At 73.8% G+C, this 22,441-nt stretch carries 22 protein-coding genes; 8 read left to right on the top strand and 14 right to left on the bottom strand.

Annotated elements, in window-relative coordinates; genetic code table 11:
* Positions 1–30 precede the first annotated feature (30 nt).
* Positions 31–1,500 carry a trehalose-6-phosphate synthase gene (locus tag OG689_RS18825; protein ID WP_266321837.1) on the top strand — a complete coding sequence of 490 codons (1,470 nt, stop codon included), beginning with the start codon at positions 31–33 and terminating at the stop codon, positions 1,498–1,500.
* Here the strand turns inward: OG689_RS18825 and otsB are convergent.
* Positions 1,484–2,362 (bottom strand): trehalose-phosphatase, encoded by an 879-nt coding sequence (otsB, locus tag OG689_RS18830; RefSeq protein ID WP_266321839.1) that lies wholly within the window; start codon positions 2,360–2,362, stop codon positions 1,484–1,486. The two genes, OG689_RS18825 and otsB, sit on opposite strands and share 17 nt — an antisense overlap.
* A 77-nt stretch (positions 2,363–2,439) precedes the next feature.
* Positions 2,440–2,667 (bottom strand): DUF3263 domain-containing protein, encoded by a 228-nt coding sequence (locus OG689_RS18835; RefSeq protein WP_266321841.1) that lies wholly within the window; start codon positions 2,665–2,667, stop codon positions 2,440–2,442.
* A 123-nt stretch (positions 2,668–2,790) separates the two neighbouring features.
* Here OG689_RS18835 and OG689_RS18840 point away from each other — a divergent pair, with 123 nt between their 5' ends.
* Positions 2,791–3,138, top strand: a complete 348-nt coding sequence (locus tag OG689_RS18840; protein WP_266321843.1) for a cupin domain-containing protein — start codon at positions 2,791–2,793, stop codon at positions 3,136–3,138.
* A gap of 137 nt (positions 3,139–3,275) precedes the next feature.
* Here OG689_RS18840 and OG689_RS18845 read toward each other — a convergent pair whose 3' ends face one another.
* Positions 3,276–4,544 (bottom strand): extracellular solute-binding protein, encoded by a 1,269-nt coding sequence (locus OG689_RS18845; protein ID WP_266321845.1) that lies wholly within the window; start codon positions 4,542–4,544, stop codon positions 3,276–3,278.
* Between the two features lie 189 nt (positions 4,545–4,733).
* Positions 4,734–5,528, bottom strand: coding sequence for a DeoR/GlpR family DNA-binding transcription regulator (locus OG689_RS18850; RefSeq protein ID WP_266321847.1), 795 nt, complete (start codon positions 5,526–5,528; stop codon positions 4,734–4,736).
* Between the two features lie 323 nt (positions 5,529–5,851).
* Here OG689_RS18850 and OG689_RS18855 point away from each other — a divergent pair, with 323 nt between their 5' ends.
* Positions 5,852–6,808, top strand: a complete 957-nt coding sequence (locus tag OG689_RS18855; protein WP_266321849.1) for an ROK family protein — start codon at positions 5,852–5,854, stop codon at positions 6,806–6,808.
* 151 nt (positions 6,809–6,959) lie between these two features.
* Positions 6,960–8,159, top strand: coding sequence for an N-acetylglucosamine-6-phosphate deacetylase (nagA, locus tag OG689_RS18860; protein WP_266321850.1), 1,200 nt, complete (start codon positions 6,960–6,962; stop codon positions 8,157–8,159).
* A gap of 70 nt (positions 8,160–8,229) precedes the next feature.
* On the opposite strand, the gene OG689_RS18865 is transcribed toward nagA, so the two are convergent.
* Positions 8,230–9,189, bottom strand: a complete 960-nt coding sequence (locus OG689_RS18865) for a carbohydrate-binding protein (RefSeq protein ID WP_266321851.1) — start codon at positions 9,187–9,189, stop codon at positions 8,230–8,232.
* A gap of 185 nt (positions 9,190–9,374) precedes the next feature.
* The gene (locus tag OG689_RS18870) at positions 9,375–11,219 is read right to left on the bottom strand and encodes a diguanylate cyclase (RefSeq protein WP_266321853.1); all 1,845 of its coding nucleotides are present in this window, start codon (positions 11,217–11,219) and stop codon (positions 9,375–9,377) included.
* A 399-nt stretch (positions 11,220–11,618) separates the two neighbouring features.
* Between OG689_RS18870 and OG689_RS18875 the strand changes: the two genes are divergently transcribed.
* A complete protein-coding gene (locus OG689_RS18875; protein ID WP_266321855.1) occupies positions 11,619–12,155 on the top strand; it encodes a flavin reductase family protein in 537 nt (178 codons plus the stop codon).
* Between the two features lie 59 nt (positions 12,156–12,214).
* Here the strand turns inward: OG689_RS18875 and arfB are convergent, their stop codons facing one another.
* A complete protein-coding gene (gene arfB / locus OG689_RS18880) occupies positions 12,215–12,646 on the bottom strand; it encodes an alternative ribosome rescue aminoacyl-tRNA hydrolase ArfB (protein WP_266321856.1) in 432 nt (143 codons plus the stop codon).
* A 125-nt stretch (positions 12,647–12,771) separates the two neighbouring features.
* Between arfB and OG689_RS18885 the strand changes: the two genes are divergently transcribed.
* Together OG689_RS18885 and OG689_RS18890 are read left to right on the top strand one after the other, a co-directional pair.
* A complete protein-coding gene (locus OG689_RS18885) occupies positions 12,772–13,269 on the top strand; it encodes a hypothetical protein (RefSeq protein ID WP_266321857.1) in 498 nt (165 codons plus the stop codon).
* A gap of 187 nt (positions 13,270–13,456) precedes the next feature.
* A complete protein-coding gene (locus tag OG689_RS18890; protein ID WP_266321858.1) occupies positions 13,457–14,032 on the top strand; it encodes a TerD family protein in 576 nt (191 codons plus the stop codon).
* Between the two features lie 95 nt (positions 14,033–14,127).
* Here the strand turns inward: OG689_RS18890 and OG689_RS18895 are convergent, their stop codons facing one another.
* The 7 genes from OG689_RS18895 to OG689_RS18925 form a co-directional block, all read right to left on the bottom strand.
* Entirely contained in the window at positions 14,128–15,402 is a 1,275-nt protein-coding gene (locus tag OG689_RS18895) for a hypothetical protein (protein WP_266321860.1), read from the bottom strand.
* A 128-nt stretch (positions 15,403–15,530) separates the two neighbouring features.
* Positions 15,531–16,019 (bottom strand): DUF3180 domain-containing protein, encoded by a 489-nt coding sequence (locus OG689_RS18900; RefSeq protein WP_266321862.1) that lies wholly within the window; start codon positions 16,017–16,019, stop codon positions 15,531–15,533.
* A gap of 213 nt (positions 16,020–16,232) precedes the next feature.
* A complete protein-coding gene (gene folK, locus OG689_RS18905; RefSeq protein WP_266321864.1) occupies positions 16,233–16,832 on the bottom strand; it encodes a 2-amino-4-hydroxy-6-hydroxymethyldihydropteridine diphosphokinase in 600 nt (199 codons plus the stop codon).
* A 42-nt stretch (positions 16,833–16,874) separates the two neighbouring features.
* Positions 16,875–17,234, bottom strand: a complete 360-nt coding sequence (gene folB, locus OG689_RS18910; protein WP_266327261.1) for a dihydroneopterin aldolase — start codon at positions 17,232–17,234, stop codon at positions 16,875–16,877.
* Between the two features lie 220 nt (positions 17,235–17,454).
* Positions 17,455–17,937 (bottom strand): nuclear transport factor 2 family protein, encoded by a 483-nt coding sequence (locus tag OG689_RS18915; protein ID WP_266321866.1) that lies wholly within the window; start codon positions 17,935–17,937, stop codon positions 17,455–17,457.
* 39 nt (positions 17,938–17,976) lie between these two features.
* Positions 17,977–18,849 carry a dihydropteroate synthase gene (folP, locus tag OG689_RS18920; RefSeq protein ID WP_266321868.1) on the bottom strand — a complete coding sequence of 291 codons (873 nt, stop codon included), beginning with the start codon at positions 18,847–18,849 and terminating at the stop codon, positions 17,977–17,979.
* 70 nt (positions 18,850–18,919) lie between these two features.
* Entirely contained in the window at positions 18,920–20,770 is a 1,851-nt protein-coding gene (locus OG689_RS18925) for a phosphatidylglycerol lysyltransferase domain-containing protein (RefSeq protein ID WP_266321869.1), read from the bottom strand.
* A gap of 374 nt (positions 20,771–21,144) precedes the next feature.
* Here OG689_RS18925 and OG689_RS18930 point away from each other — a divergent pair, with 374 nt between their 5' ends.
* On the top strand, positions 21,145–22,326 hold the full coding sequence (locus OG689_RS18930; protein WP_266321870.1) for an alpha/beta hydrolase-fold protein: 1,182 nt from the start codon (positions 21,145–21,147) through the stop codon (positions 22,324–22,326).
* The last annotated feature ends 115 nt before the right edge of the window (positions 22,327–22,441 follow it).

Below are 22,441 nucleotides of genomic sequence, written 5' to 3' on the forward strand. Positions count from 1 at the left end.
GCGGTGCCGGACCCCGGCAAGGTTCCCATCATGGGCGATCTCACGACGGCACGTTCGAGTCCGACCGGCAGCGCCCCCGTCCTGGTGGCCTCCAATCGTGGTCCGGTGTCCTTCAGCCACCAGGAGGACGGCACCCTGGCCCTGCGCCGGGGCGGCGGCGGCCTGGTCTCCGGGCTCTCCGCCATCGACGACCCGTCCGCGGTCTGGGTCTGCGCGGCGCTCGGCGAGGCCGACCGGGAGGCGGCCCGACAGGCCCCGGACGGCAGGCTGGACCGCGCCGGGCACGAGGTCGGAGGACAGGCCGTCCGGATGCTGGACATCGACCCCGAGACCTTCGCCCGGGCCTACAACGGGGTGGCCAACTCCACCCTGTGGTTCGTCCACCACCTGCTCTACGCCACCCCGACCGAGCCCGCCTTCGACGCGGGCTTCCGCACCGAGTGGCAGGCCTACGAGACCTACAACGCCGCCTTCGCCGACGCGCTCGCCGCCGAGGCCGCCCATGGCGCCGCCGTGCTGGTGCAGGACTACCACCTGTCGCTGGTGCCCGCACTGCTCCGGGCCCGCCGCCCCGACCTGCGGATCGGCCACTTCTCGCACACCCCGTGGGCACCGCCGGACTACTACCGGATGCTGCCGGACGACGTCGCCGAGGCGGTGCTGACCGGCATCCTGGGCGCCGACCGGGCCGGCTTCCTGACCCGCCGATGGGCGCTCGCCTTCGCGGACTGCTGCGCGGACGTGCTCGGCGCCGAGGTCGACCGCGAGGCGCTCACCGTCACCCACGCCGGGCGCACCACCGCACTGGGCGTGCACGCGCTGGGCGCCGACGCCGACTTCCTGCGCGAGCGCTCGCACCGCCCCGACGTCGAGGAGCGGCTGGCCGCCCTGCGGGAGGCCGTGGGCGAGCGCCGCACGATCGTCCGGGTGGACCGCACCGAGCTGAGCAAGAACATCGTCCGCGGGCTGCTGGCCTACCGGCACCTGCTGCGGACCCGCCCCGAGTGGCACGACCGGGTCGTCCACGTCGCCTTCGCCTACCCCTCGCGGACCGACCTGGCCGAGTACCGCGCGTACACGGCCTCGGTGGAGCGGATCGCCGGCGAGATCAACGAGGAGTTCGGCACCGAGGACTGGCAGCCGCTGATCCTGCACGTCAACGACGACTTCCCGCGGTCGCTGGCGGCCTACCGGCTGGCCGACGTGGCGCTGGTCAACCCGATCCGGGACGGCATGAACCTGGTCGCCAAGGAGGTCCCGGTGGTGTCCGACGCGGGCTGCGCGCTGGTGCTCTCCCGGGAGGCCGGCGCCTTCGCCGAACTCGGCGAGGACGCCGTCGCCGTCAACCCGTACGACGTGATCGCCACCGCCGAGGCCCTGCACAGCGCCCTCACCATGCCCGCCGCCGAGCGCACCGAGCGCACCAAGCGGCTGGCCGCGGCGGCCACCGCGCTGCCGCCGCAGCAGTGGTTCCTCGACCAGCTCACCGCGCTGGGCTGACCCCCGGGCCGCCCGGCCGACCGGCCGACAGCCGCTCCACCAGCGCCTCCAGCAGTGCCACCACGCCGGCCGGGCCCGGGACGACCAGGTCCGCCCGGTCGGCGAGGGCGCGCACGGGGGCGTCGCCGACCGCGCCGCTGCAGACCAGCAGGCCCGGCACCCCCTCGGTACGGCCCTTCTCCACCGCCGCGAAGGCCGCCAGGTCGCCCAGGTCGTCCCCGGCGTACAGGACGCCGCGGGCGGCCCGCTCGCGCAGGAAGGCGCTCAGCGCCGCGCCCTTGTCGACGCCCGGCGGGCGCAGCTCCAGCACCAGCCGGCCGGGCTCCACCATCAGCCCGTGCTCGGCGGCCAGCGCGGCCATCGGCTCCCGGAGCAGCTCCAGGACCTCTTCGGGGGCGTCCGCCCGGCGGGTGTGCACGGCCAGCGCCCGGCCCTTGTCCTCCACCCAGGTGCCGGCGCCGGCGCCCAGCGACTCCAGCCGGCCCGGCAGCAGCTCCCGGACCTGCGCCACGCCCGGGTGCGGCGCGGGCGCCCGTACCTCGCCGCTGCCGGCGTCCCAGCGCTCCACGCCGTACTGGCCCAGCACGACCAGACCGGGCACCCGCGCGAGGTCGCCGTACTCGACCGCCAGCGCCGCCGGCCGGCCGGTCACCACCACCAGCGATCCCACCAGCGGCGCCAGGGCCGTCAGGGCGGCGGCCGCCCGGGGGTGGGCGCGGGCGGCGGCGGGGTCGGGGACGATCGGGGCCAGCGTCCCGTCGAAGTCGAAGGCCGCGACGGCCCCGCCGGGGTCGGCGAGCAGCGCCGCCAGCCCCTCGCGTCCAGCAGCGGTAACCGGCTCCGGCAACTCGATGATGGCCATGCCCCGACCCTACCCAGGGCCCCGCGCGGCACACCGCGCCGCGCGCGGGCGCTCCCAGGGCGGGCCGCCGGGGACGGTCAGCGCGCCTCGCGCTTGCGCTCGCGGATCCGGCGCAGCCGGTTGACCAGCAGCGGGTCGCGGGCGAGCGCCTCCGGGCGGTCGAGCAGGGCGTTCAGCAGCTGGTAGTAGCGGGTGCTCGACAGGCCGAGCTCCTCGCGGATCGCCCGCTCCTTGGCGCCGGCCGTCCGCCAGGGCCTGGCCTCCAGGGCCAGGACGGCCAGGTCGCGCGCTCCGAGTTCGGGCACCGCCGCCACCTCCGCATCCGTCGGCCGGGCCCCGTCCGGGCCCTACGAGGTGTCATTCTCCCCCGGCGGTCCGACACACTGTGGCGCCCCCGTCGGCGGGCGCGGCCGGGTTAGCGTCGGGGCATGACCGACAGCTTCGCCGTGCACATCCCGAGCGCCGAGCTCGAACCCGACCCGCTCGACCCCGCCCAGATCGTCTCCGGCACCCCCGAGGTGTCCGGAAGGGTGCTCTGGGAGTCCGAGGACGGCCGCCAGCTGCGCGGGATCTGGCAGATCACCCCGGGGGTGGTCACCGACACCGAGGCCGACGAGCTCTTCGTGGTGCTCAGCGGCCGGGCCACCATCGCCTTCGAGGGCGGCCCGACGCTGGAGGTGGGCCCCGGCGACGCCGCGGTGCTGCACGCCGGCGACCGGACCACCTGGACGGTGCACGAGACGCTCCGCAAGGCGTACGCCCTGACTCTCGCCTGATCCCCGCGCCTGATCCCGCGTCCGACCGCATGGAGCCCGCACGGAACGCCGGCGCAGACCGACCGGCGCGGACCGACCGGCGCAGACCGACCGGCCGGCCCGGACCCCGATCCCGGGGCCCGGGCCGGCCGCCGTGGTCAGCGGACCCGCTTGGCCTCCGCGACCGCCGCCTCCTGCAGGCCGCCCAGCACCTGCTTGGCGTCGCCGGTGACCGCCTGCGCGATCTCCTTCTTGATCTTGCTGCTGACCTGCTCCCAGGCGGGGTCGCCGAGCGGGTAGAAGCTGGCGTTCGGCAGCACCGCGAGGAACTGCTTGAGGTCCTCGTGCTTCCCGTTGCTGCTCATCTCCGCCAGCGTGTCCTGGGTGACCGGCAGCAGGTTGTACTTCTCGTCGAACGCGAGCGTGTTCTGCTTCGCGTACACGAAGTTGAGGAGCTGCTTGATCTCCAGCTTGTGACCGTTCGCCTTGAACGCCATCATCCAGTCGGCCACCCCGAGGGTGCCGGTCTTCCCCACGCCGTCCTTGCGCGGGATGGCCGCCGTACCGAAGTCGATCTTCGCGGCGGTGGCCTTGCCCAGCAGCGAGGGGTGGCCGTTGAGCATCGCCACCTTGCCGGTCGCGAAGTCGTTGAAGGCGGTCTTGCGGTCGACCGTGCCGGGGTCGGGGTAGGTCAGATGGGCCTCGACCAGGTTGGAGCGCAGCCAGCCGAAGGTGGCGAGGTTCTGCGGACTGTCGATGCTGTAGTTGCCGACGTCGTCGGAGAGCGCGCCGCCGCCGCTCATCGCCCACATCATCGACTCGCCCTGGGCCTCCTCGGGCCCGAGCGGCAGCGCGTACGGGGTCACCCCCGGCACCTTGGCCTTGATCTTGTCGGCGTCCGCCTTGAGCTCGGACCAGGTGGCCGGCGGCGCGGTGATGCCCGCCTTCTGAAAGATCGTCTTGTTGTAGAAGAACACCCGCGAGGAGGAGACGAAGGGGATGCCGTACTGGGTGCCGAGCACCTGCCCGGCGTGGGCGAAGCCCTCGCTGATGTTGGCCTGGGTCTCCATCGAGAGCACGTCGGCGGCGGGGTAGAGCCGCTTGGCCGCGACCTGGTCGGCGAAGCCGCCGGTCTGCACGAGGTCGGGCGAGGAGCCGCTCCTGATCAGCTCGGCGACCCGCTTGTCGATGTCGTTCCAGCTCACCACCTCGACCTTGACCTTGATCTTGGGGTTGGCGGCCTCGAAGCGCCGGGCCAGATCCTCCCAGTAGGGCCGGGAACTGGTCGCCTCGTCGTCGCCGTAGTCGGCAGCGACCAGCTTCAGCGTCACGTCGGAGCCCGAGGCCCCGCCGCAGCCGGTCAGCAGCAGCGCGCCGACGACCGCCGAACCGATCAGCCGGAGGGACCCGTGGGCACGCCTGTTCACTGCGATGTACCGCCTTCTTGGGGGGAGATTGGCGGTAACACTCCCAAAGCGGACTCCCGGAGGTCCAGACCTCACGGAGGTAGTTATCGAAGTGCCGGATCACGTTGCAGCACGCGCAATGGCAATCAGGTGATTCGGGACAGAACACCCGTCCGTCCGTTCGGGGTTCGAATGGTCATCTCGCCGCGTTCAGGCCGTGATCACCTGTACGCCGGCCTCCGTGAAGGCGGCGGCCAGCTCCTCGTCCACCTCGGTGTCGGTGACCAGGGTGGAGATCCGGTCCAGTCCGCAGATCCGGGCGAAGACCCGGCGACCGAGCTTGGAGGAGTCGGCGACCACCACCACCCGGCGGGCCCGCTCGGCCAGCAGCCGGTTGACGCTCGCCTCACCCTCGTGATGGGCGGTCGCACCGTGCACCACGTCAACCGCGTCGACGCCCAACACCGTGACGTCGAGGGTCAGTTCGTCCAGGACGGCGTTGGCCAGCGGGCCGATCAGCTCGTAGGACTGCGGCCGGGCCACCCCGCCGGTGACGACGATCTTCACCTGCGGACGGACCGTCAACTCGTTGGCGATGTTCAAGGCGTTGGTGACGATGGTCAGCAGCCGGCCCGGCGCTCCCTCCGCGCGCTCGACCAGTTCGGGCCGCACCGCCAGGGCCCGGGCCACCTCGGTGGTGGTCGTCCCGCCGTTGAGACCGACCACCTCGCCGGGGGCGATCAGGGCGGCGGCGGCCGCGCCGATCCGCTGCTTGGCGCCGGCGTGCCGGGCGGTCTTGTAGCGCAGCGGCAGGTCGTAGGAGACGTTGTGCGCCACGGCGCCGCCCCGTGTCCGGGTGACCATCTGCTGGCGGGCCAGCTCGTCGAGGTCACGGCGGATGGTGGCGGCCGAGACGTCCAGCGTCTGCGCGGCCTCCTCGACGTCCAGCCGGCCGTGCTCCGCCAGCAGCTCCAACAGTGAGTTCCACCGCTCGTACCTGGACACGCGCCGCAGCCCCTCCTCCGTCCCGTGCCGCGCGCGATCACGCGGGCGGGGTCAGCCTCGCACATTCCGCCGCCGGCCGGACCTGTCCTGCCGTGCGGACTCCCGGGCAACCCCGGGCGGCCGCCGGGACGCGGGGGCTCACGGGGGGGCTCGACGGTGTTCGCGGGGGTACACAGAGGTTCGCGGGGGTACGACCAGGTGCCGTGCAACTCACCACAAATCACCCGAGCTGCCCGCAGAGCGACAAATCTCACTGGTCCAGGGGCTGACCAATAGCCCAACTGGACTAGACCTCTCCGACCTGACCAAGGAAACTGTCCACCGTGAAGCACGTCATCGCACTCGATGTAGGCGGCACCGGCATGAAGGCCGCGCTGCTCGCCCAGGACGGCTCCGTGCTGTTCGAAGCACGCCGACCGACCGGGCGGGAGCACGGCACGGACGCCGTGGTCACCGCCATCCTCGACTTCGCCGCCGACCTGGCGGACGAGGGGCGCGGCCGATTCGGCAGCGACCCCCTCGCCGCGGGCGTCGCCGTCCCGGGGACGCTCGACGAGAAGAACGGGATCGCGGTGTTCTCCGCCAACCTCGGTTGGCGCGACCTACCGCTGCGCAGGCTTCTCGGCGAGCGCCTGGCCGGGAAGGACGGCACCCCCATGCCGGTCGCCCTCGGCCACGACGTCCGCTCCGGCGGATTGGCCGAGGGCCGGCTCGGCGCCGGCCGCGGCGTCGACCGCTTTCTGTTCATCGCGCTCGGCACCGGCATCGCCGGCGCCATCGGCATCGGCGGACGGATCGAGGCCGGCGCGCACGGCTACGGCGGCGAGATCGGTCACGTGGTGGTCCGGCCCGGCGGCCCCGCCTGCGGCTGCGGCGCCCGGGGGTGTCTGGAGACCCTCGCGTCGGCCTCCGCCGTCTCCCGGGCCTGGGCCGCCGCCAGCGGCGACCCGCAGGCCGACGCCGCGGCCTGCGCCGACGCCGTGGACGCCGGGGACAAGCGCGCCGTCGAGGTCTGGCAGCTCGCGGTCGACGCCCTCGCCGACGGCATCGTGCTGGCCCAGAGCCTGCTCGACCCGTCCACCGTGATCGTCGGCGGCGGACTGGCCGAGGCCGGCGACACGCTCTTCGCCCCGCTCCGCGCGGCGGTGACCGAGCGGCTGACCTTCCAGATGCCCCCGGTGGTCGTCCCGGCCATGCTCAAGGACACGGCGGCCTCCCTCGGCGCCGGCCTCCTCGCCTGGGACCTGCTCTCGGCCACCCCTCCCTCCACCCGCGCGTGAGACCGCGCGTGGGAGGGGTCCCGGACACGCCCGCGGCGCCCCCCGGCGGCGGGGCTCCGCGGCCCGCTCCCGGGCGGGCCGGCAGCGGCAGCACGGCGCTTCGCGCATTCGAACACAGGGATCTGAAGTCCCGACTAATGGAGGTGACCGCGTGACTGCCGCGCGGAACGAATCGGCGGCTCTGCCGCGGGGTGCCGCACTGGCCGGTGCCCGACTGGTCCTGCCCGGCGGCGTCGTCGAGGACGGCCGGCTCACCGTCAAGGGGACGACCCTGTCGGCCTTCGGCGGCGACCGGCAGCCGGGCGACCTGGACCTGACGGGCCACACCGTCGTCCCCGGCTTCGTCGACCTGCACGTGCACGGCGGCGGCGGCGGCTCCTACGCCTCCGGCATCGCCGAGGAGGCCCTCACCGCCGCCCGCACCCACCTGACCCACGGCACCACCACCACCGTCGCCAGCACCGTCACCGGCGAGATCGACGAAGTCTGCCGCCAGGCCGCCGTCCTCTCCGAACTCGTCGAGGACGGCATCCTCGCCGGCGTCCACTTCGAGGGCCCCTTCATCTCCCACAACCGGTGCGGCGCCCACCGCCCCGACCTGCTCCGCGACCCCGACCCCGCACTCGTGCGCAAACTGGTCGACGCCGCCCGCGGCCACGCCAAGATGGTCACCCTCGCCCCCGAGCTGCCCGGCGGACTCGAATCCGTCCGGATGCTCGCCGACCTCGGCGTCATCGCCGCCGTCGGCCACACCGACTCCGACTACGCCAAGACCCTCGAAGCCATCGAGGCCGGCGCCACCGTCGCCACCCACCTGTTCAACGCGATGCCCGGCATCCAGCACCGCGCACCCGGCCCCATCGTCGCCCTCCTGGAGGACGAACGCGTCACCGTCGAACTCATCAACGACGGCATCCACCTGCACCCCTCGGTGCTGGACCTCGCCTACGGCACCGCCGGCGCCTCCCGGGTCGCGCTGATCACCGACGCCATGGGCGCGGCCGGCATGGGCGACGGCCTCTACCCGCTCGGCCCGCTGCAGGTCCGCGTCGAGGACGGCGTCGCCCGGCTGGTCGAGGGCGGCTCCATCGCGGGCTCCACCCTCACCCTGGACGTCGCCTTCCGCCGCTCGGTCACCCTCAACGGCCTCAGCCTCAACCAGGCCGTCGAGTCGCTCTCCACCGTCCCCGCCCGCCTGCTCGGCCTCGCCGACTCCATCGGCTCGCTGGAGACCGGCAAGAGCGCCGACCTGGTCGTGCTCGACTCCGAGAGCTACCAGCTGGTCGCGGTGATGCGCCGCGGCGCATGGGTCTCCGGTGCCGACCGCTTCACCGCGGTCGGCACCGGCTGAGCCGGTTCAGCGGGTCTGCCGATCTGCCGGTCAGCAGATCCGCAGGTCTGCGGTTCAGCCGGCTGCAGGTTCAGCTGCTCGGGGAGACCGTGATCTGGTCGACCAGGACCGTGCCCCCGGCCGGGGCGGACACCGTGATCGTGTTCGGCCCGGCCGTCAGCTGCGGCAGGATGTAGGTGCTGTACCAGGACTGCGTCGCGTCGTTGCCCGGCGCGTAGTTCTTGAAGTCCAGCCCGCCGTCACGGTCCTTGCCGTTGACGTTCACCGTCCCCTTGAGGTCGGAGCCCGCGTTGTTGAAGCGCACCAGGAACTTGTAGGTGCCCGCCGTCGGCACCTCGCCCTTCCAGGTCACCGAGGAGCCCGGCTGCAGCGTCAGGTAGCTGCCGTCCGCGGACTTCGCGCCCTTCACGGCGTTGGCCAGCGGGGCGTTCTGGCCCTGGAGCTGGGCGGCGTCCGCGGTGGTCGGGCCGGCCACGGTGGCGGCGGCGGTCGGCGAGGCGCTCGCCGACCCGGCGGAGGTGGCGGTCGGGGACGCCGGAGCGCTGGTCTGCCCGCCCGTGGCCTTGGTGTCCCCGGGATCGCCGGAGGACAGCGCGATACCGGCGCCGACCGCGATCGCGGCGACCACGGCCACCGCGCCGATCACGGCGCCCTTGCTGCGCCCACCGCTCGGGCGTTCCTCGCCCGGCTGCGGGCGGGAGCGCTCGGCGTACCGGTTCTGCTGGGTGGGGAGCTCGCCGTGCGGCGGCCGGCCGCCCTGGTACTGCCCCTGCGGGCCCGGTTCGGGCTGCTGGCGGGGCTGGGGCTGCGGCCGGTGGGCGGGCTGGCCGTACTGGGTGCGGCCGACCTCGACCGGCCGGTTGTACGACGTGCGCGGGACACCCGGCTGCTGGCCGCTCTGCTGGCCCTGCTGGGCGGGGGCGCCCTCCGCCGGCCGGTAGAGGTAGCCGAACGGGTCGTCGTCCTGCGGGGCACCGCTGTCGGGACCCTCGGGCAATCCGTTGTTGCCGGCGCTCGTCACGGTGGTCAACTCCCCATCGCAGTGCCTCGCACGGCAGGCACGCCGTACGCGCAAAGTTGGACGCTCGTACCCGGGAACCCTACCTGCCTCGCGTGACCCGGGGAAAAGCCCCCGGCGGGGCGGTCGCCGACCCCTGCCGCGACCGGGCCGTCCGGGCACACCCCACGGCCCCTCCCGCGACACCCGCCCCGTGCTCAGCCCGCCCTGCGGTGCGAGCGCTCCCCGCGGGCTCCCCGGACGGCGCCGCCGCGGGCCCGCTTCTCGTCGTACATCCGCTCGTCGGCGGTGTGCAGCACCTCTTCGATGCTCATCCCGCAGCCCGCCCAGCCGATCCCGAGGCTGACCCCGACCCGCATCGCCCGGCCGTCGATCCGCATCGGCGGGATGATCGCCGTCCGGAGCCGGTTGGACAGGTCCTTGGCCTCCTCGCGCCCGATGCCGTCCGCGAGCACCACGAACTCGTCGCCGCCCAGCCGCGCCACCGTGTCACCCTCCCGGACGACCTGCTGCAGCCGGCGGGCCACCTCGACCAGCACTGCGTCGCCGGCGTTGTGGCCGAACCGGTCGTTGATCGACTTGAAGCCGTCCAGGTCGCAGAAGAGCACCGCCAGGCCCTTGTCCCCGGCCGCCGCGGCCCCGGGGCGCAGCGCCCCGCTCCACAGGTCGCCGGAGGAGCCCTGGTCGGCCGGCACCACCGCGTGCGCGTGGTCCGGCGCCACGCCGCGGCCGCCGGGCCGGCCCGCCGCGTGCTCCCCGCGGCCGTGGTGGCCCTGGCTCTCGGGCAGCCCGTAGCCGTGGGCCGGCGCGGGGCCGGCGCCGAGGCCCTCCAGGCCGTCGAAGGCGGTGTGCGCGCTGTAGGAGCCGGCGCCGGCCACCCCGGCGTACCCCGGCTCGATCGCGCCCGCGCCGCTGTAGGCCGGCGCGCCGTGCGCGGGCGGGCCGACCGGCGCCTGCGGGAGGCCGCACAGCCGGCGGCCGAGCCGGGCCTTCAGCTCGGCGCCGTTGGGCAGGCCGGTCAGCGCGTCGTGGCTGGCCCGGTGGGCCAGCTGGAACTCGTGCCGCTTGCGTTCCTCGATGTCCTCGACGTGGGTCAGCAGGAAGCTCGGTCCCTCGGCCGCGTCGGCGACCACCGAGTTGCGCAGGCAGACCCACTGGTAGCCGCCGTCCCGCCGGGACAGCCGCAGCTCGGCGCGGCCGCTCTCGGCGCTGGTGCGCTCCAGCAGGCCGCGATCCTCGGGGTGCACCAGGTCGGCGAAGCTCTGTTGGCGCAGCACCGCGCGGGGGCGGCCGAGCAGCCGGCAGAGCGCGTCGTTGACCCGGGTCAGCTGGCCCCGGCCGACGCCGTGCAGCTCGGTGATGGCCATCCCGCTGGGCGCGTACTCGAAGGCCTGCCGGAAGCTCTCCTCGCTGGCTCTCAGCGCCTGCTGCTCCTTCTCCAGCCGGGCCAGCGCGCGCTGCATCTCGGCCCGCAGGCGGGCGTTGCCGATCGCGATGGAGGCCTGCAGGGAGAACATCTCCAGTGCCTCGCGGGTCCAGGCGCCGGGCCGCTTCCCGCTGCGCGGGCGGTCGACCGACAGGACGCCGAGGAGGTCGCCGCCGGCGCTGTACATCGGGGCGAGCAGGCCGTCGCTGGGGTGCCAGTCGTTGGTGTAGACGGGCAGCGGGCCGTCGCCGGTCCAGCGCGGGATGTCGCTGCCGACGGCCCAGCCGCGGTCGTGCGGCAGGAAGCGCAGGGTGCCCCAGTGGTCGCTGACGCCGAGCAGGCGGTCCCAGGACTCCCGGGAGCCGACCTGGCCGAGCAGCACGGCCGGACCGCCGAGGGCGCTCTCCTCCAGCTCCCAGACGGCCGCCACCACCAGGTCCCCGTCGGGGCGCACCAGGCTCACCGCGGCCGCGTCGAAGCCGAGCCCGTGCACCGCGCCCTCGACCACGGCCTGCAAGGTGCCCGCCAGGCTGCGGGCAGCATTGAGGTCCGCCACGACCCGGTGCAAGGTGCGGAGGGTCGCCAGGCGGACGTACGGCTCCGACTCGGCTTCCATGCGGGGGCTCCCCGGCTGCTTCGGATAGTTCTTGATTGGTTATCGTCCGATTGCCAGAAGAACTGAATCACAGGGAGCACAACGATCGGCACTCTCGGTCAGCAATAGGCTGCCACTTGTGACCCAAATCACACGATAGTTATGCGCCCTTATTCAGTTCATCCGCCCAATAACCGGACATATCCCTACATCGCGACCTTTCGCGACCTTTCAGATGGTCGGTCGCCCGGCCCGGCCCCTGAAGCCCCCCGGCGGCCGGCAGGCCCTCCCGTTCACCCCTGGGGGTGAACGCGCCGCCCCGCCGGTCCCGATCCGCCGTCGTCCGGCGGGGCCCGGGCCGATGGTCCTACGACCAGGGCCCGATGCCGCCGCGGCCGGCCGGCGGCTACCGTGCGGTACGTGTACTCGTCCCCGCAGCCCGCCGCTGCCCCCCTCGCGACGCCCGACGAGTTCCGGGCCGCCCTGTCCCAGCTCGCCGCCGGCGTGACGCTGGTGACCGTCCACGACCCCGAGGAAGGGGCCAACGGCGAGGACGTCGGCATGACCGCGACGTCGTTCCTCTCCGTGTCCCTGGAACCGCCGCTCGTGCTGATCTCGGTCCGTGAGGACTCCCGGATGGACGAGGTGCTCTCCCGGGTCGACACCTGGGCCGTCTCGCTGCTCGGCGAGGAGCACAAGACCCTCGGCTCGCGCTTCGCCATGAAGGGCCGGCTCAGCGACCGGCTGCTGTTCGCGGACACCCCGCACCGGCGCGGCCCGCTCAGCGGCGCGCCGCTGGTCGACCGGGCGCTGGCCACCGTCGAGTGCCGCACCGAGCAGCGGATAGCCGCCGGCGACCACACGCTGCTGCTCGGCCGGGTCCTGGAGGCACGCGTGCCCGACCCCGGCGGCAACCCACTGCTGTACTTCCGGGGCGGCTACCGCCGGCTCGGCTGAGACCCCGGCCGCGACCGCGCCGCACGGCCGCAGACCGGTACGGCCGGGACGGCGCGGGCCTACTCGCCGCGCTGCGAGCGCCGGCCCTGCTTCAGCTCGGAGCGGTGCCGTTTGTTGAACAGCCGCCGCTCGACCATGCCCTTGCTGGGCTTCGTCGCCCGCCGGGTCTTCGGCGGCGGGGCGGTGGCCTCCCCCAGCAGCGAGGCCAGCCGGGCGGCCGCGACCTCCCGGTTGCGCCACTGCGAGCGGTGCTCGGAAGCCTTCACCACCAGCACCCTGCCGTCCACCAGCCGGCTCGCGAGCCGCTCCAGGGCGCGCTGCTTCCACACCTCGGGCAGGACCGTCGAGGCCGCCAGGTCGTAGCGCAGCTCGACCTGGGTGTCCGAGGTGTTGACGTGCTGTCCTCCGGGGCCGGAGGAGCGGGAGAAGCGCCAGACGAGCTCGGCGTCGGGGACGACCACCGATCCCCGTACGCGGATGGGCTCAGGCATGGGGCCATCATCCCGCGCCCGGCGGCCCGTGGTCACCCGGTTATCCGGCCGGCCGGACCGCGCCGGACGCCCCGGGCCGGGGCCGACGGCCACCGGGTTATCCACAGCCCTCCGCAGCCCCGACAATGGCGTACGTGATCGAGCTCGGCTACTCCCTGTCCAACCGCTTCCCCGACCCCCCGCAGACGGACTACCGCAACGCATCCGTGCGGACCCTGCGGTACGACCTGTTCTGCGGCGACGTCTTCCTCGACGCCGACGACGGGGAGTTGTCCACAGCCTGGGGATGGGTGCCGGTGCTCGACTTCGCCTGGGCGCTCTGCGACATCGCCGAGGAACTGGACCGCGACCCCGACGGGAACCGGGCCGCCCGGGTGCAGAGCGCCGACCTGGACTTCACCCAGAACACCGAACTGCTCCGGTTCGCCCGCCGCTTCAACTGGGTGGAGGTCGGCGCGACCTGGCTGCCCGACCAGGCACCGGTGGTGGTCCGGCACTCCGAGTTGCGACGCGAGGCCAGGGACTTTCTCCAGGACACCCTCGCCGACCTCTTCGACATGCACCCCGAACTGGCCGACAATCCGAACATCTGGACCGTCCAGGGGCGCTTCCCGCGGGTCTGAGGAGAACCGCCCGGGCACGAAGGAAATCGCCCGGCCGAACCGGCGCGACCGGCCTCCGACACCGGTGATTGATCTGCCCATTGCTCAAACTTCATTCGACCAGAAGAATTTAGAAGCCCGGCTGCGGAACCAAGCCCCGCTACTCTCGCGTTATCTCCGGCAAAGCAACGAAGGGACAGCAATCACCATGCCAGTGAGCCTCTCCAAGGGTGGCAACGTCTCGCTGACCAAGGAGGCCCCCGGCCTGTCCGCGGTCACCGTCGGCCTCGGCTGGGACGTCCGGACCACGACCGGCGCGGAATTCGACCTGGACGCCAGCGCGATCGTGCTGAACGCGGACGGCAAGGTCCTGTCCAACAGCCACTTCGTGTTCTTCAACAACACCAGCACCCCGGACAGCACCGTGGTGCACACCGGTGACAACCGCACCGGCGAGGGCGCGGGCGACGACGAGGCGATCAACGTCAACCTCGCGGGCCTGCCCGCCGAGGCCACGAAGATCACCTTCCCGGTCTCGATCTACGACGCGGTGGCCCGCTCGCAGAGCTTCGGCCAGGTCCGCAACGCCTACATCCGCGTGCTCAACGCGGCCGGCGGCGCCGAGATCGCCCGCTACGACCTCTCCGAGGACGCGGCCACCGAGACCGCCATGATCTTCGGCGAGCTCTACCGCAACGGCGCCGAGTGGAAGTTCCGCGCCGTCGGCCAGGGCTACGCCTCCGGCCTGGCCGGGATCGCCCAGGACTTCGGCGTCCAGCTCTGACCCGGCTCCGGCCCGGATCGGGGCCGGCACGCCGGAGGCCCGGCCCCCCAGAGGTTTCCTGGGGGGCCGGGCCTCCGGCGTCTCACGTCCCGGGCTCAGCGACTGGCGCGCAGCTCCGGCAGCTCGATGTACTCCGTCTCGTCCTCCGCCGACAGGTCGACCACCCCGGGCCGGCGCCCGTCCGCGGCCTGCCGCCCGTCGCCGGTGCCGGCCGCCTCGGCGGCCGTGGCGTCGGCGGCGGTCACCTCGGCGGGCGCCTCCCCGCCGGTCGCCGGCCGGGTGCCGAAGCCGGCGCCCGCGGCGATCGCCTCGTCCCCCAGCACGTCCGCCAGGTCGGTCCGGTCGCCCAGCTCGGAGACGCTGCCCACGGCCGGCGCCGGGGCCGCTGCGCGCACGGCCGCGCCGCCGCGGCCGAAGAAGCTGAAGTTCTGGCCCCGGCCGGCCCCGGCCTGCGGGGTGCGCGGCCGCTGGCGCTCGGCGCGGACGACCGCCGTCGTCGGAGCGCCGCCCAGCTGCTCCACGGTCGCGGTGAGCACCGGCCGGACGGGCGCCGCCCCGACCGCCCGGACGCCCGTGGCGGGCCGTTCGGCGGCCGGTGCGGCCTGGGCCTCCTCCGGGCCCCGCGCGGGCTGCACGGCAGGCACAGCGGCCTCCGGAACGGGCTGCGCGGGCACCACCGGCGAGGGCGCCGGAGCGGCTGCCGCCGCGGCGGCAGCGAGCGTGCGGGCCAGCGAGGGGGCGGGCACGGCCGGCGTGGGCGCGGGCGCGGCGGGCAGGCTGCGCGCCCGCAGTACGGGCCGCGCCCGCTCCGCGCGCTCGCGCTGGGCCTCGGCGGCCGCCGCCCGCCGCTCCAGGTGCCGCAGGACGGACGCGGCGCGGACGTAGGCGGCCGGGCTGGCCGGGTACTTGGGGCGGGCCGCGGCGAGGGCCCGCTGGGTCGCCTCGGCCTCCTTGAGGGCCTGCTCGGCCACGGCCACGGCGCGCTCGCGCAGCAGCCGGGCGATCTCGGTCTCGGCCTTGGCCAGCCGGGACTTCTCCGCCGTCAGCCGGCGCCCGAAGCGGGTGGCCCGCTCCTCGGCGACCTCGGCCGCGTACTCGGTCTCGGCGAGCTGTTCCTCGAACCGCTCCTCCGCCCGCAGTCGTTGGGCGGCGGCCACGTCGGCGGCGGCCCGGGCCGCGCGGTCGCGCTGGCGCAGCAGGAGCGCGATCCCCAGTGCGGCGAGCACGGCGGCCACGCCCACCGACCTGACCAGGAGCGGGTCCTGACTGAATACCAGTGCGGTCACGGCGGCCACGACGAGAACGGCGGCGGCGGTGGGGGGAACGGCCCGGCCGAGGACGGAGGAATGACGATGACGTCCGCGAGACATGCCAAGAAACTAGCGTGCGAATTGGGGCCGTGTCAGCCCAGGGTGCCGTTAACGGCGGCACGGGCCTCCACCCGGGCCCCGCGGACACCGCGGCGGGGCACCGCGCGGGGCGGCCGGCGGGGCACCCGTCAGCGCGGCGAGGCCGCCCGGGCGGTCGGATCGTCGTGATCCTCGGGCAGCCGGCAGATGTGCTGCAGCCAGAGCGCGGCCGCCATCACGGCCACCCCGGCGAGCACCGCGAAGCCCGCGGTGACCGCCTGCGCCCGGCGGGCGGCGACGTCCAGCTCGGTCAGCAGCTCGATGCCCATCCCGGCGTAGACCCCGGTCACGACGGCCGAGACCAGTGCGCTCGCCTGCCCCAGGACCAGGGCCCGGGCGGCGCCCAGCGGGTCGACGCCCTTGGCGCCGGGCTGCCGCTCGCGGGCCGCCTTCAGCCGGGAGCGCAGCGAGATCGCGGTGGCCAGCAGCACCACCGCGACCGCCGCCAGGACCAGGGGCGCCGCCGCGGGTACGCCGGGCAGGGTGTCCAACGAGGCCCACAACCTGGCACCGGCCCAGGACAGCGCCGTCGTGACAGCGGTGATGGCGGCCAGCAGACGGATGCGGAGCAGCTTCACTCGGACGAGGTCCTTCCCGGATGCCGGAGAGAGGGGCGGCCGCACCGGGGGGCGCGGCGGCGGCGCCAGGCCACCGTATCGGGCCCGGCCGTGCGGACACCTACTCGTACGGCCGGGAGCCCTCCCTAGTTCCTGCCGGGCCGAAGCCGGCCGTCGCGGCACGCCGGTCCCGGCCGGGCGGACGCCTGTCCGCCGCGGCCGGAGGGCGGTGTCCTACTCGGGCAGCCGCAGGTTGATGTCGTCGCGCCGGCGGACGCCCTGGGAGTCCTCCCCGCCGAGGTCGTCGAGCAGGTCGGCGACCAGGCCCAGGCCCGGCAGCTCCGCCTTGGGGTCGGCGTCCAACCACGGGGCGAGCACGAAGGCCCGCTCGTGCGAGCGCGGGTGCGGCAGCAGCAGCTCGGGGTCGTCGCTGGTGACGCCCTCGTACGCGAGGATGTCGACGTCCAGCGTGCGCGGGCCCCAGCGGACGGTGCGGACCCGGCCGAAGGCGTCCTCGACCGCGTTGCCCCGCTCCAGCAGGGAGTGCGGCGGCAGGGTGGTGCGGAGCACGACCACCGCGTTGTAGTAGTTCGGCTGCTCCTCGGGGCCGCCGAGGGCCTCCGTCTCGTAGACGGCGGAGACGGCCTTGATGCGCAGCCCGGGGGTGTCGGCGAGGGCGTCCACGGCCCCCTGGAGGGTCTCCAGCCGGTTGCCGAGGTTGCTGCCGAGGGCGATCACGGCGTAGCGCGGGTTGTGCAGGGTGGTGTCCGCCGAGTCGACCCTGCGCTCCAGGTCGAACGTGGTCGGCGAGGCGGTCGGGTCACTGGTGCTCATCGGATTCCCTCTGCGGCTGGGCGGCGGGACTAGGCGCGCAGGTCATGCGCGGCCCCGGTGGATGGTGACGGTGACGTCGTCGAACGGCACGGTGATCGGGGCGTCGGGCTTGTGCACGGTCACCTCGACCTCCTCGACCGGTTCGTGCTTGAGGCACTGGTCGGCGATGCGCTGCGCAAGCGTCTCGATCAGGTCGACGGGCTCGCCCGCGATGACCGCGGTGACCTCCTCGGCGATCACGCCGTAGTGGGCCGTGCGGGTGAGGTCGTCGCCGGACGCGGCCGGACGGGTGTCCAGGAACAGCACGAGGTCGACCACGAAGGTCTGGCCCTCGACGCGCTCACGCTCGAAGACGCCGTGGTGGCCCCGGGCACGCAGACCCCGAAGGGTGACGCGGTCCAGCAAACGAATCACTGCTCCCAGTCGGACGGGCCGCCCTGCCTGGGCAGGGCGAAGGCGGGCATCGTCGCCCGCCGGTCTTCGAATCTACCTGCGAGCACGGACAACGCCAGACCGTCCTACCCGGCACGGCACGGCGTCACGCACGCCACTGTGGCGATTGACGTGAACGTTCGGTGCCGGTCCCGGGATTCCCGGAGCACAACCGCGAGGCCTGCCGGGGTCAGTCCTCTTCCTCGTCGTCCCCGCTGGTCAGCACGGGTGAACCGTGGTGCGACCAGAGCTTCCAGCCGTCGCCGGTGCGCCGGAACAGGTTGGTGGAGACGACCTTGCCCCCGACCAGCGGACCCAGCTCGCCCTCCTCCTCCGCCTCGCCGCCGGACAGGATGTTCTCGGTGCAGGTGACAAGGGCCACATCGCCCTGCACCTCGGCCTCCACATCGGTCAGGAAGAACTGGATGTACTCCGTGTTCATCATGATCAGCATGTAGGACCTGGTGACCTGGGCCCGGCCGCGCAGGACCGGCCAGCCGGGGTGCACGCACACCACGCCGCCCTTGTCGTCGGCCTCCCCGGCCCCGAGCCAGGCCTGCTCGACCGCCTCCAGGTCACCGTTCTCCAGCGCCTCGTACAGCGCCTGGTTCGCCGCCAGGACGGCGTCCCGGTCGGCCTCCGCCGCCTGCTGGTCCGATGTTCCGCCGCTCAACCTGCCGTCACCTGCCACAGACCCTCCCATTCATGGCCCTCACCCCTGCCGGGCCGCGCGCTGCCAGGCCGCGACCACCCGCACGGCGTCCGCCGTCCCGGCCACGTCGTGCACCCGGACCGCCCAGGCGCCGGCACCGGCCGACAGTACCGACACCGCGGCGGTCGCGTCGTCGCGCTCCCGGGCCGGGCGCAGCTCCCCGGTTTCCGGGTTGGCCAGCAGCGTACCCAGGAACCGCTTGCGCGAAGCGGCCACCAGCACCGGCCTGCCCAGGGCGGTGAGGGCGTCCAGTCGGCCGAGCAGGGCCCAGTTGTGCTCGGTGGTCTTGGCGAAGCCGAGACCGGGGTCGAGGATCAGCTGCTGCTCCTGGACACCGGCCGCCAGCAGCGCCTCCATCCGCCCGGTCAGCTCCGCGACCACGTCGGCGACCACGTCCCCGTACACCGCGAGGCGCTCCATGTCGGCGGACTGGCCGCGCCAGTGCATCACCACGAAGGGCGCGCCGGTGGCGGCGACCACCGCGGCCATCTCCGGGTCGGCGAGGCCGCCGGAGACGTCGTTGACCAGCCGGGCGCCGGCCGCGACCGCCTGTTCGGCGACGCTCGCCCGCATGGTGTCGATGCTGACCACCACGCCGGCCCCGGCGAGCTCCCGGACCACCGGCAGGACCCGCTCCAGCTCCTCCTTCTCGGTCACCCGCCGGGCGCCCGGACGGGTGGACTCGCCGCCGACGTCGACCAGGTCCGCGCCCTTGGCCCGCAGTGCGAGCCCGTGGGCGATGGCGCGCGCCGGGTCGTGCCACAGGCCGCCGTCCGAGAAGGAGTCGGGGGTCACGTTGACCACGCCCATCACGGCGCAGCGGTCGAGGTCCGGAAGGCCGGCCGGCAGGGAGCGGGAGCGCGGGTTGTTCATGCCCCCATTATCGAGCCGGGCTCCTCCCGACCGGTGGTCGGGAGGAGCCCGGCTCGCGGGCGGACGGCGCTCAGGCCGCCTCGGTCACCTGCGGGCGGGCCGGGGCGGGCATCAGGCCCTGGCGCTGGCGCTTGCGGCCGAACTTCGGCATGCCGAGGGTGATGAAGGCCTCCGCCTGCATCGCCGCGAAGCCGATCCGGGGCAGGTCCCTGGTCTGCGGGTAGACCAGGAAGCGCGGCTCCCAGGCGGGCTGGAACTTGGCGTTGAACTTGTACAGCGACTCGATCTGGAACCAGCGCGAGGAGAAGACCAGCAGCCCGCGCCAGGCCCGCAGCACCGGGCCGGCCCCGATCCGCTCCCCGCGGGCCAGCGCGGAGCGGAACATCGCGAAGTTCAGCGAGACCCGGCGCACGCCCAAGGCGGGGACGGCCTGCAGGGCGGCCACGATCAGCAGCTCGTTGAGGCCGGGGTCGGCGGCCCGGTCGCGGCGCATCAGCTCCAGCGAGATGCCGTCCGGCCCCCACGGGACGAAGTGCAGGACGGCCTTCAGGTCGTCCTCGGGGGTGTCCCCGAGGCCGTCCTCCTCGGGCGCCTTGTGGGCGGTCACGACCACGCAGTCGTCGTCGCCCGGGTCGCCGAAGCGGCCCAGGGCCATCGAGAAGCCGCGCTCGGTGTCGGTGCCGCGCCAGCGGGCGGCGGCCTCGGCGATCCGGAACTTCTCCTCCGGGTCGAGCTCGGAGACCCGGCGGACCTTGCACGAGTACCCGTTGCGCTCGATCCGCTTGACCATCTGGCGGACGTTGCGCATGGCGCGCCCGGCGAGCGAGAAGGTGGTGGCGTCGACGATCGCCTCGTCGCCGAGCTCCAGCGCGTCCAGGCCCGCCTCGCGGGTCCAGACCTCGCCGCCGGTCTCGCTGCAGCCCATCACGGCCGGCACCCAGGCGTGCTCGCGGGCCTCGGCCATGAAGACCTTGATCGCGCCGGGCCAGGCCTCGACGTCGCCGACCGGGTCGCCGGAGGCGAGCATCACGCCGGAGACCACCCGGTAGGAGATCGCGGCCTTGCCGGTCGGCGAGAAGAGCACGCTCTTGTCCCGGCGCAGGGCGAAGTAGCCGAGCGAGTCCCGATCGCCGTGCCGGGCGAGCAGCGCCCGGACCTTCTCCTCGTCCTCGGCGGTCAGCTCGGGTTCGGGCTTCTCCGGGCGCAGCGCGAGGTACGTGGTGGTGCCGGCGGTGAGCAGGCCGAGCGCGCCGAGCAGGTAGGCGACCAGGTCGGAGATCCGGTCGGAGTTGTAGTCGATCGGCCCTTCGAACCCGAACAGCCCGTAGACCACGTGCTGGAGGCGGTCCAGCATGCTCGGGTCGTGGATCTCGGCCTTCCAGCGGACGCTGACGATCAGCAGGCCGAGCAGCATGCTGACGGCGCCCATGACGATCAGGTTGGCGACGGCCCGCCAGCGGGTGCGCGGGTCGGCCTTGGCGTAGAACTCACCGCGGTGCACCAGCATCACCGCGAGCAGCACCAGCGAGACGACCGCGGGGCCGACCTGGTGCCAGCGCAGGATGTGCAGGGCGGCGCCGATCGGCAGCAGGACGCAGACGGCCCGCCAGGCGCGCTGCTTGCGCCGGCGCAGGGCGTGCGCGAGCAGCACCAGCAGCAGGCCGACCATCAGGGTGCCGACGGCGGCGAGGGTGGTCGTCCCACCGGGCAGCTGCCCGGCGAAGGAGTGCATCCGGGTCCGGCGGAGCTTGGGGAACACCGCGCTCGCGACGTCGAGCAGTCCGATCAGCAGACAGGCGTACCCGACCGCGCCGGGCAGCCAGGCCCGCGGCACGGAGGCCGCTTGGGTACGAAGCGTCTGGAACCCGCTGCGGCGGGGCGGCGGGGGCGGCGGCGGCTCAACGGACACGGGAACGCTCATGGGTGCTCAGCGTAGAGGCTTCGGGGCGCTGTCCGATCCCCCGGGAGGGGGACTTGTGATGGACCTTCATGTCATTTCCTCAATCACACAATGCGCGCACCAAATGACGGAAAAACGGAGGTAAAACCCGCTTCCGCTCCCGCGCGTCGGTTGGGCCATGGGTGGGGACTGCCCTTGGCGCCGCGCGGCGCTCAGGGCTGCGCGCGCACGCGGTACGTACGGTGGACGCCGCGTTGCAGGGCGTCGGTTGCAGCCACCGCGACCGTCTTCGCACCGCGGCCCGCTGCCCGGTCAGCCTAGCCCCGATGGCCCGATCTGACGCCCTGTCACACGATGAATCCTGAACCGACAGTGATCCACCGGAAGGCGACGGGATGGAACTGACCAGCGATGCACTGGTGAACACGCTGCTCGCGGCGGGCTCCCTGTCGCTGCTCCTGACCCTCTGGCTCTGGCCCCGGCTGGCCAGGCAGCGCCCGCTCCCGATGCTCGGCCGGATCGCCCTGCTGACAGTCACTCAGGCCACGGTGCTGGCCGTGCTCGCGGTGTCGGTGAACAACTCGTTCGGCTTCTACACCTCCTGGGACGGCCTGCTCCACCCGGGCGGCGCGGCGCTGTCGCTGACCGCCTCCGGGCATCCCAAGAGTGCCGTACCGGCCACCGAGGCCCTGGTGACCCCGAGCTCCGAGGGCGGCCTGGAGGGCGTCACCGACCTCCCGAAGGGGACCCCGGAGGAGGTCGGCAAGGTCGAGTCGATCCGGGTGACGGGCAAGGAGTCCGGCCTGTCCGACCAGATGTTCATCTACCTTCCGCCCGAGTACTTCAACCCGAAGTACGCCCGGGTGCGCTTCCCTGTCCTCGTCGCCCTGGCCGGCTACCCCGGCACCGCCCTGCACCTGCTGTCCGAACTGCGCCTGCCGCAGACCGCCTGGGAGCTCCAGCGGACCGGGCAGATGGCCCCCACCGTGATCGTGATGGCCCGGCCGACGGTCGCGGAGCCCCGCAACACCGAATGCGTCAACGTGCCGAACGGACCGCAGACCGAGACCTGGTTCGCCAAGGACGTCCCGGCCGCGCTGCGCTCCACCTACCGGCTCGGACGCGAGGCCTCCTCCTGGGGGATCTTCGGCTACTCCACCGGCGGCGGCTGCGCACTGCGGCTGACCATGCGCTACTCCGACGTCTTCGGCAGCGCGGCCGGACTGCACGCCGACTTCGCGGTGCCCGAGGACTACTCGACCGGAGGCAACCTGTTCGGCGGCGACCGCACCCTGCTCAACCACAGCGACCTCACCTGGCGGCTGAACAACCTGCCCGTCCCGGACGTCTCGCTGCTGCTGGTGAGCACCCGGAAGGAGGAGGACTACGCCGCCACCCAGACCTTCCTCGGCGTCGCCCAGCAGGCCTCGGCCGCCCACCCCGAGCTGAAGGTCGACTCGCTCTTCCTCGACGACGGCGGCCACAACTTCGACAGCTGGCGGCGCGAGCTGCCCGCCTCGCTGGAGTGGATGAGCGACCACCTGGCGACCCCGCAGGACCGTGAGCCCCGCCAGTGACCCCGCCGGCCGGCGGTGGGAGCCCGTACGCCGGGCGGTGGAACGGCCGGCGAACCCGCGACCGGCCGGGCCCGCCCGCCGCCGGACTTCACGCGACCGGGTGAATCCCGCCCCA

The organism is Kitasatospora sp. NBC_00240 (assembly GCF_026342405.1).
Classification (GTDB): Bacteria; Actinomycetota; Actinomycetes; order Streptomycetales; family Streptomycetaceae; genus Kitasatospora.

Excerpts from the sequence above, each read along its gene's own strand:
- OG689_RS18825 (WP_266321837.1), top strand. The coding sequence starts at position 31 with ATGGGCGATCTCACGACGGCACGTTCGAGTCCGACCGGCAGCGCCCCC.
- otsB (WP_266321839.1), bottom strand. The coding sequence starts at position 2,362 with ATGGCCATCATCGAGTTGCCGGAGCCGGTTACCGCTGCTGGACGCGAG.
- OG689_RS18840 (WP_266321843.1), top strand. The coding sequence starts at position 2,791 with ATGACCGACAGCTTCGCCGTGCACATCCCGAGCGCCGAGCTCGAACCC.
- OG689_RS18870 (WP_266321853.1), bottom strand. The coding sequence starts at position 11,219 with ATGGAAGCCGAGTCGGAGCCGTACGTCCGCCTGGCGACCCTCCGCACC.
- arfB (WP_266321856.1), bottom strand. The coding sequence starts at position 12,646 with ATGCCTGAGCCCATCCGCGTACGGGGATCGGTGGTCGTCCCCGACGCC.
- OG689_RS18885 (WP_266321857.1), top strand. The coding sequence starts at position 12,772 with ATGGCGTACGTGATCGAGCTCGGCTACTCCCTGTCCAACCGCTTCCCC.
- OG689_RS18890 (WP_266321858.1), top strand. The coding sequence starts at position 13,457 with ATGCCAGTGAGCCTCTCCAAGGGTGGCAACGTCTCGCTGACCAAGGAG.
- OG689_RS18895 (WP_266321860.1), bottom strand. The coding sequence starts at position 15,402 with ATGTCTCGCGGACGTCATCGTCATTCCTCCGTCCTCGGCCGGGCCGTT.
- folK (WP_266321864.1), bottom strand. The coding sequence starts at position 16,832 with ATGAGCACCAGTGACCCGACCGCCTCGCCGACCACGTTCGACCTGGAG.
- folP (WP_266321868.1), bottom strand. The coding sequence starts at position 18,849 with ATGAACAACCCGCGCTCCCGCTCCCTGCCGGCCGGCCTTCCGGACCTC.
- OG689_RS18925 (WP_266321869.1), bottom strand. The coding sequence starts at position 20,770 with ATGAGCGTTCCCGTGTCCGTTGAGCCGCCGCCGCCCCCGCCGCCCCGC.
- OG689_RS18930 (WP_266321870.1), top strand. The coding sequence starts at position 21,145 with ATGGAACTGACCAGCGATGCACTGGTGAACACGCTGCTCGCGGCGGGC.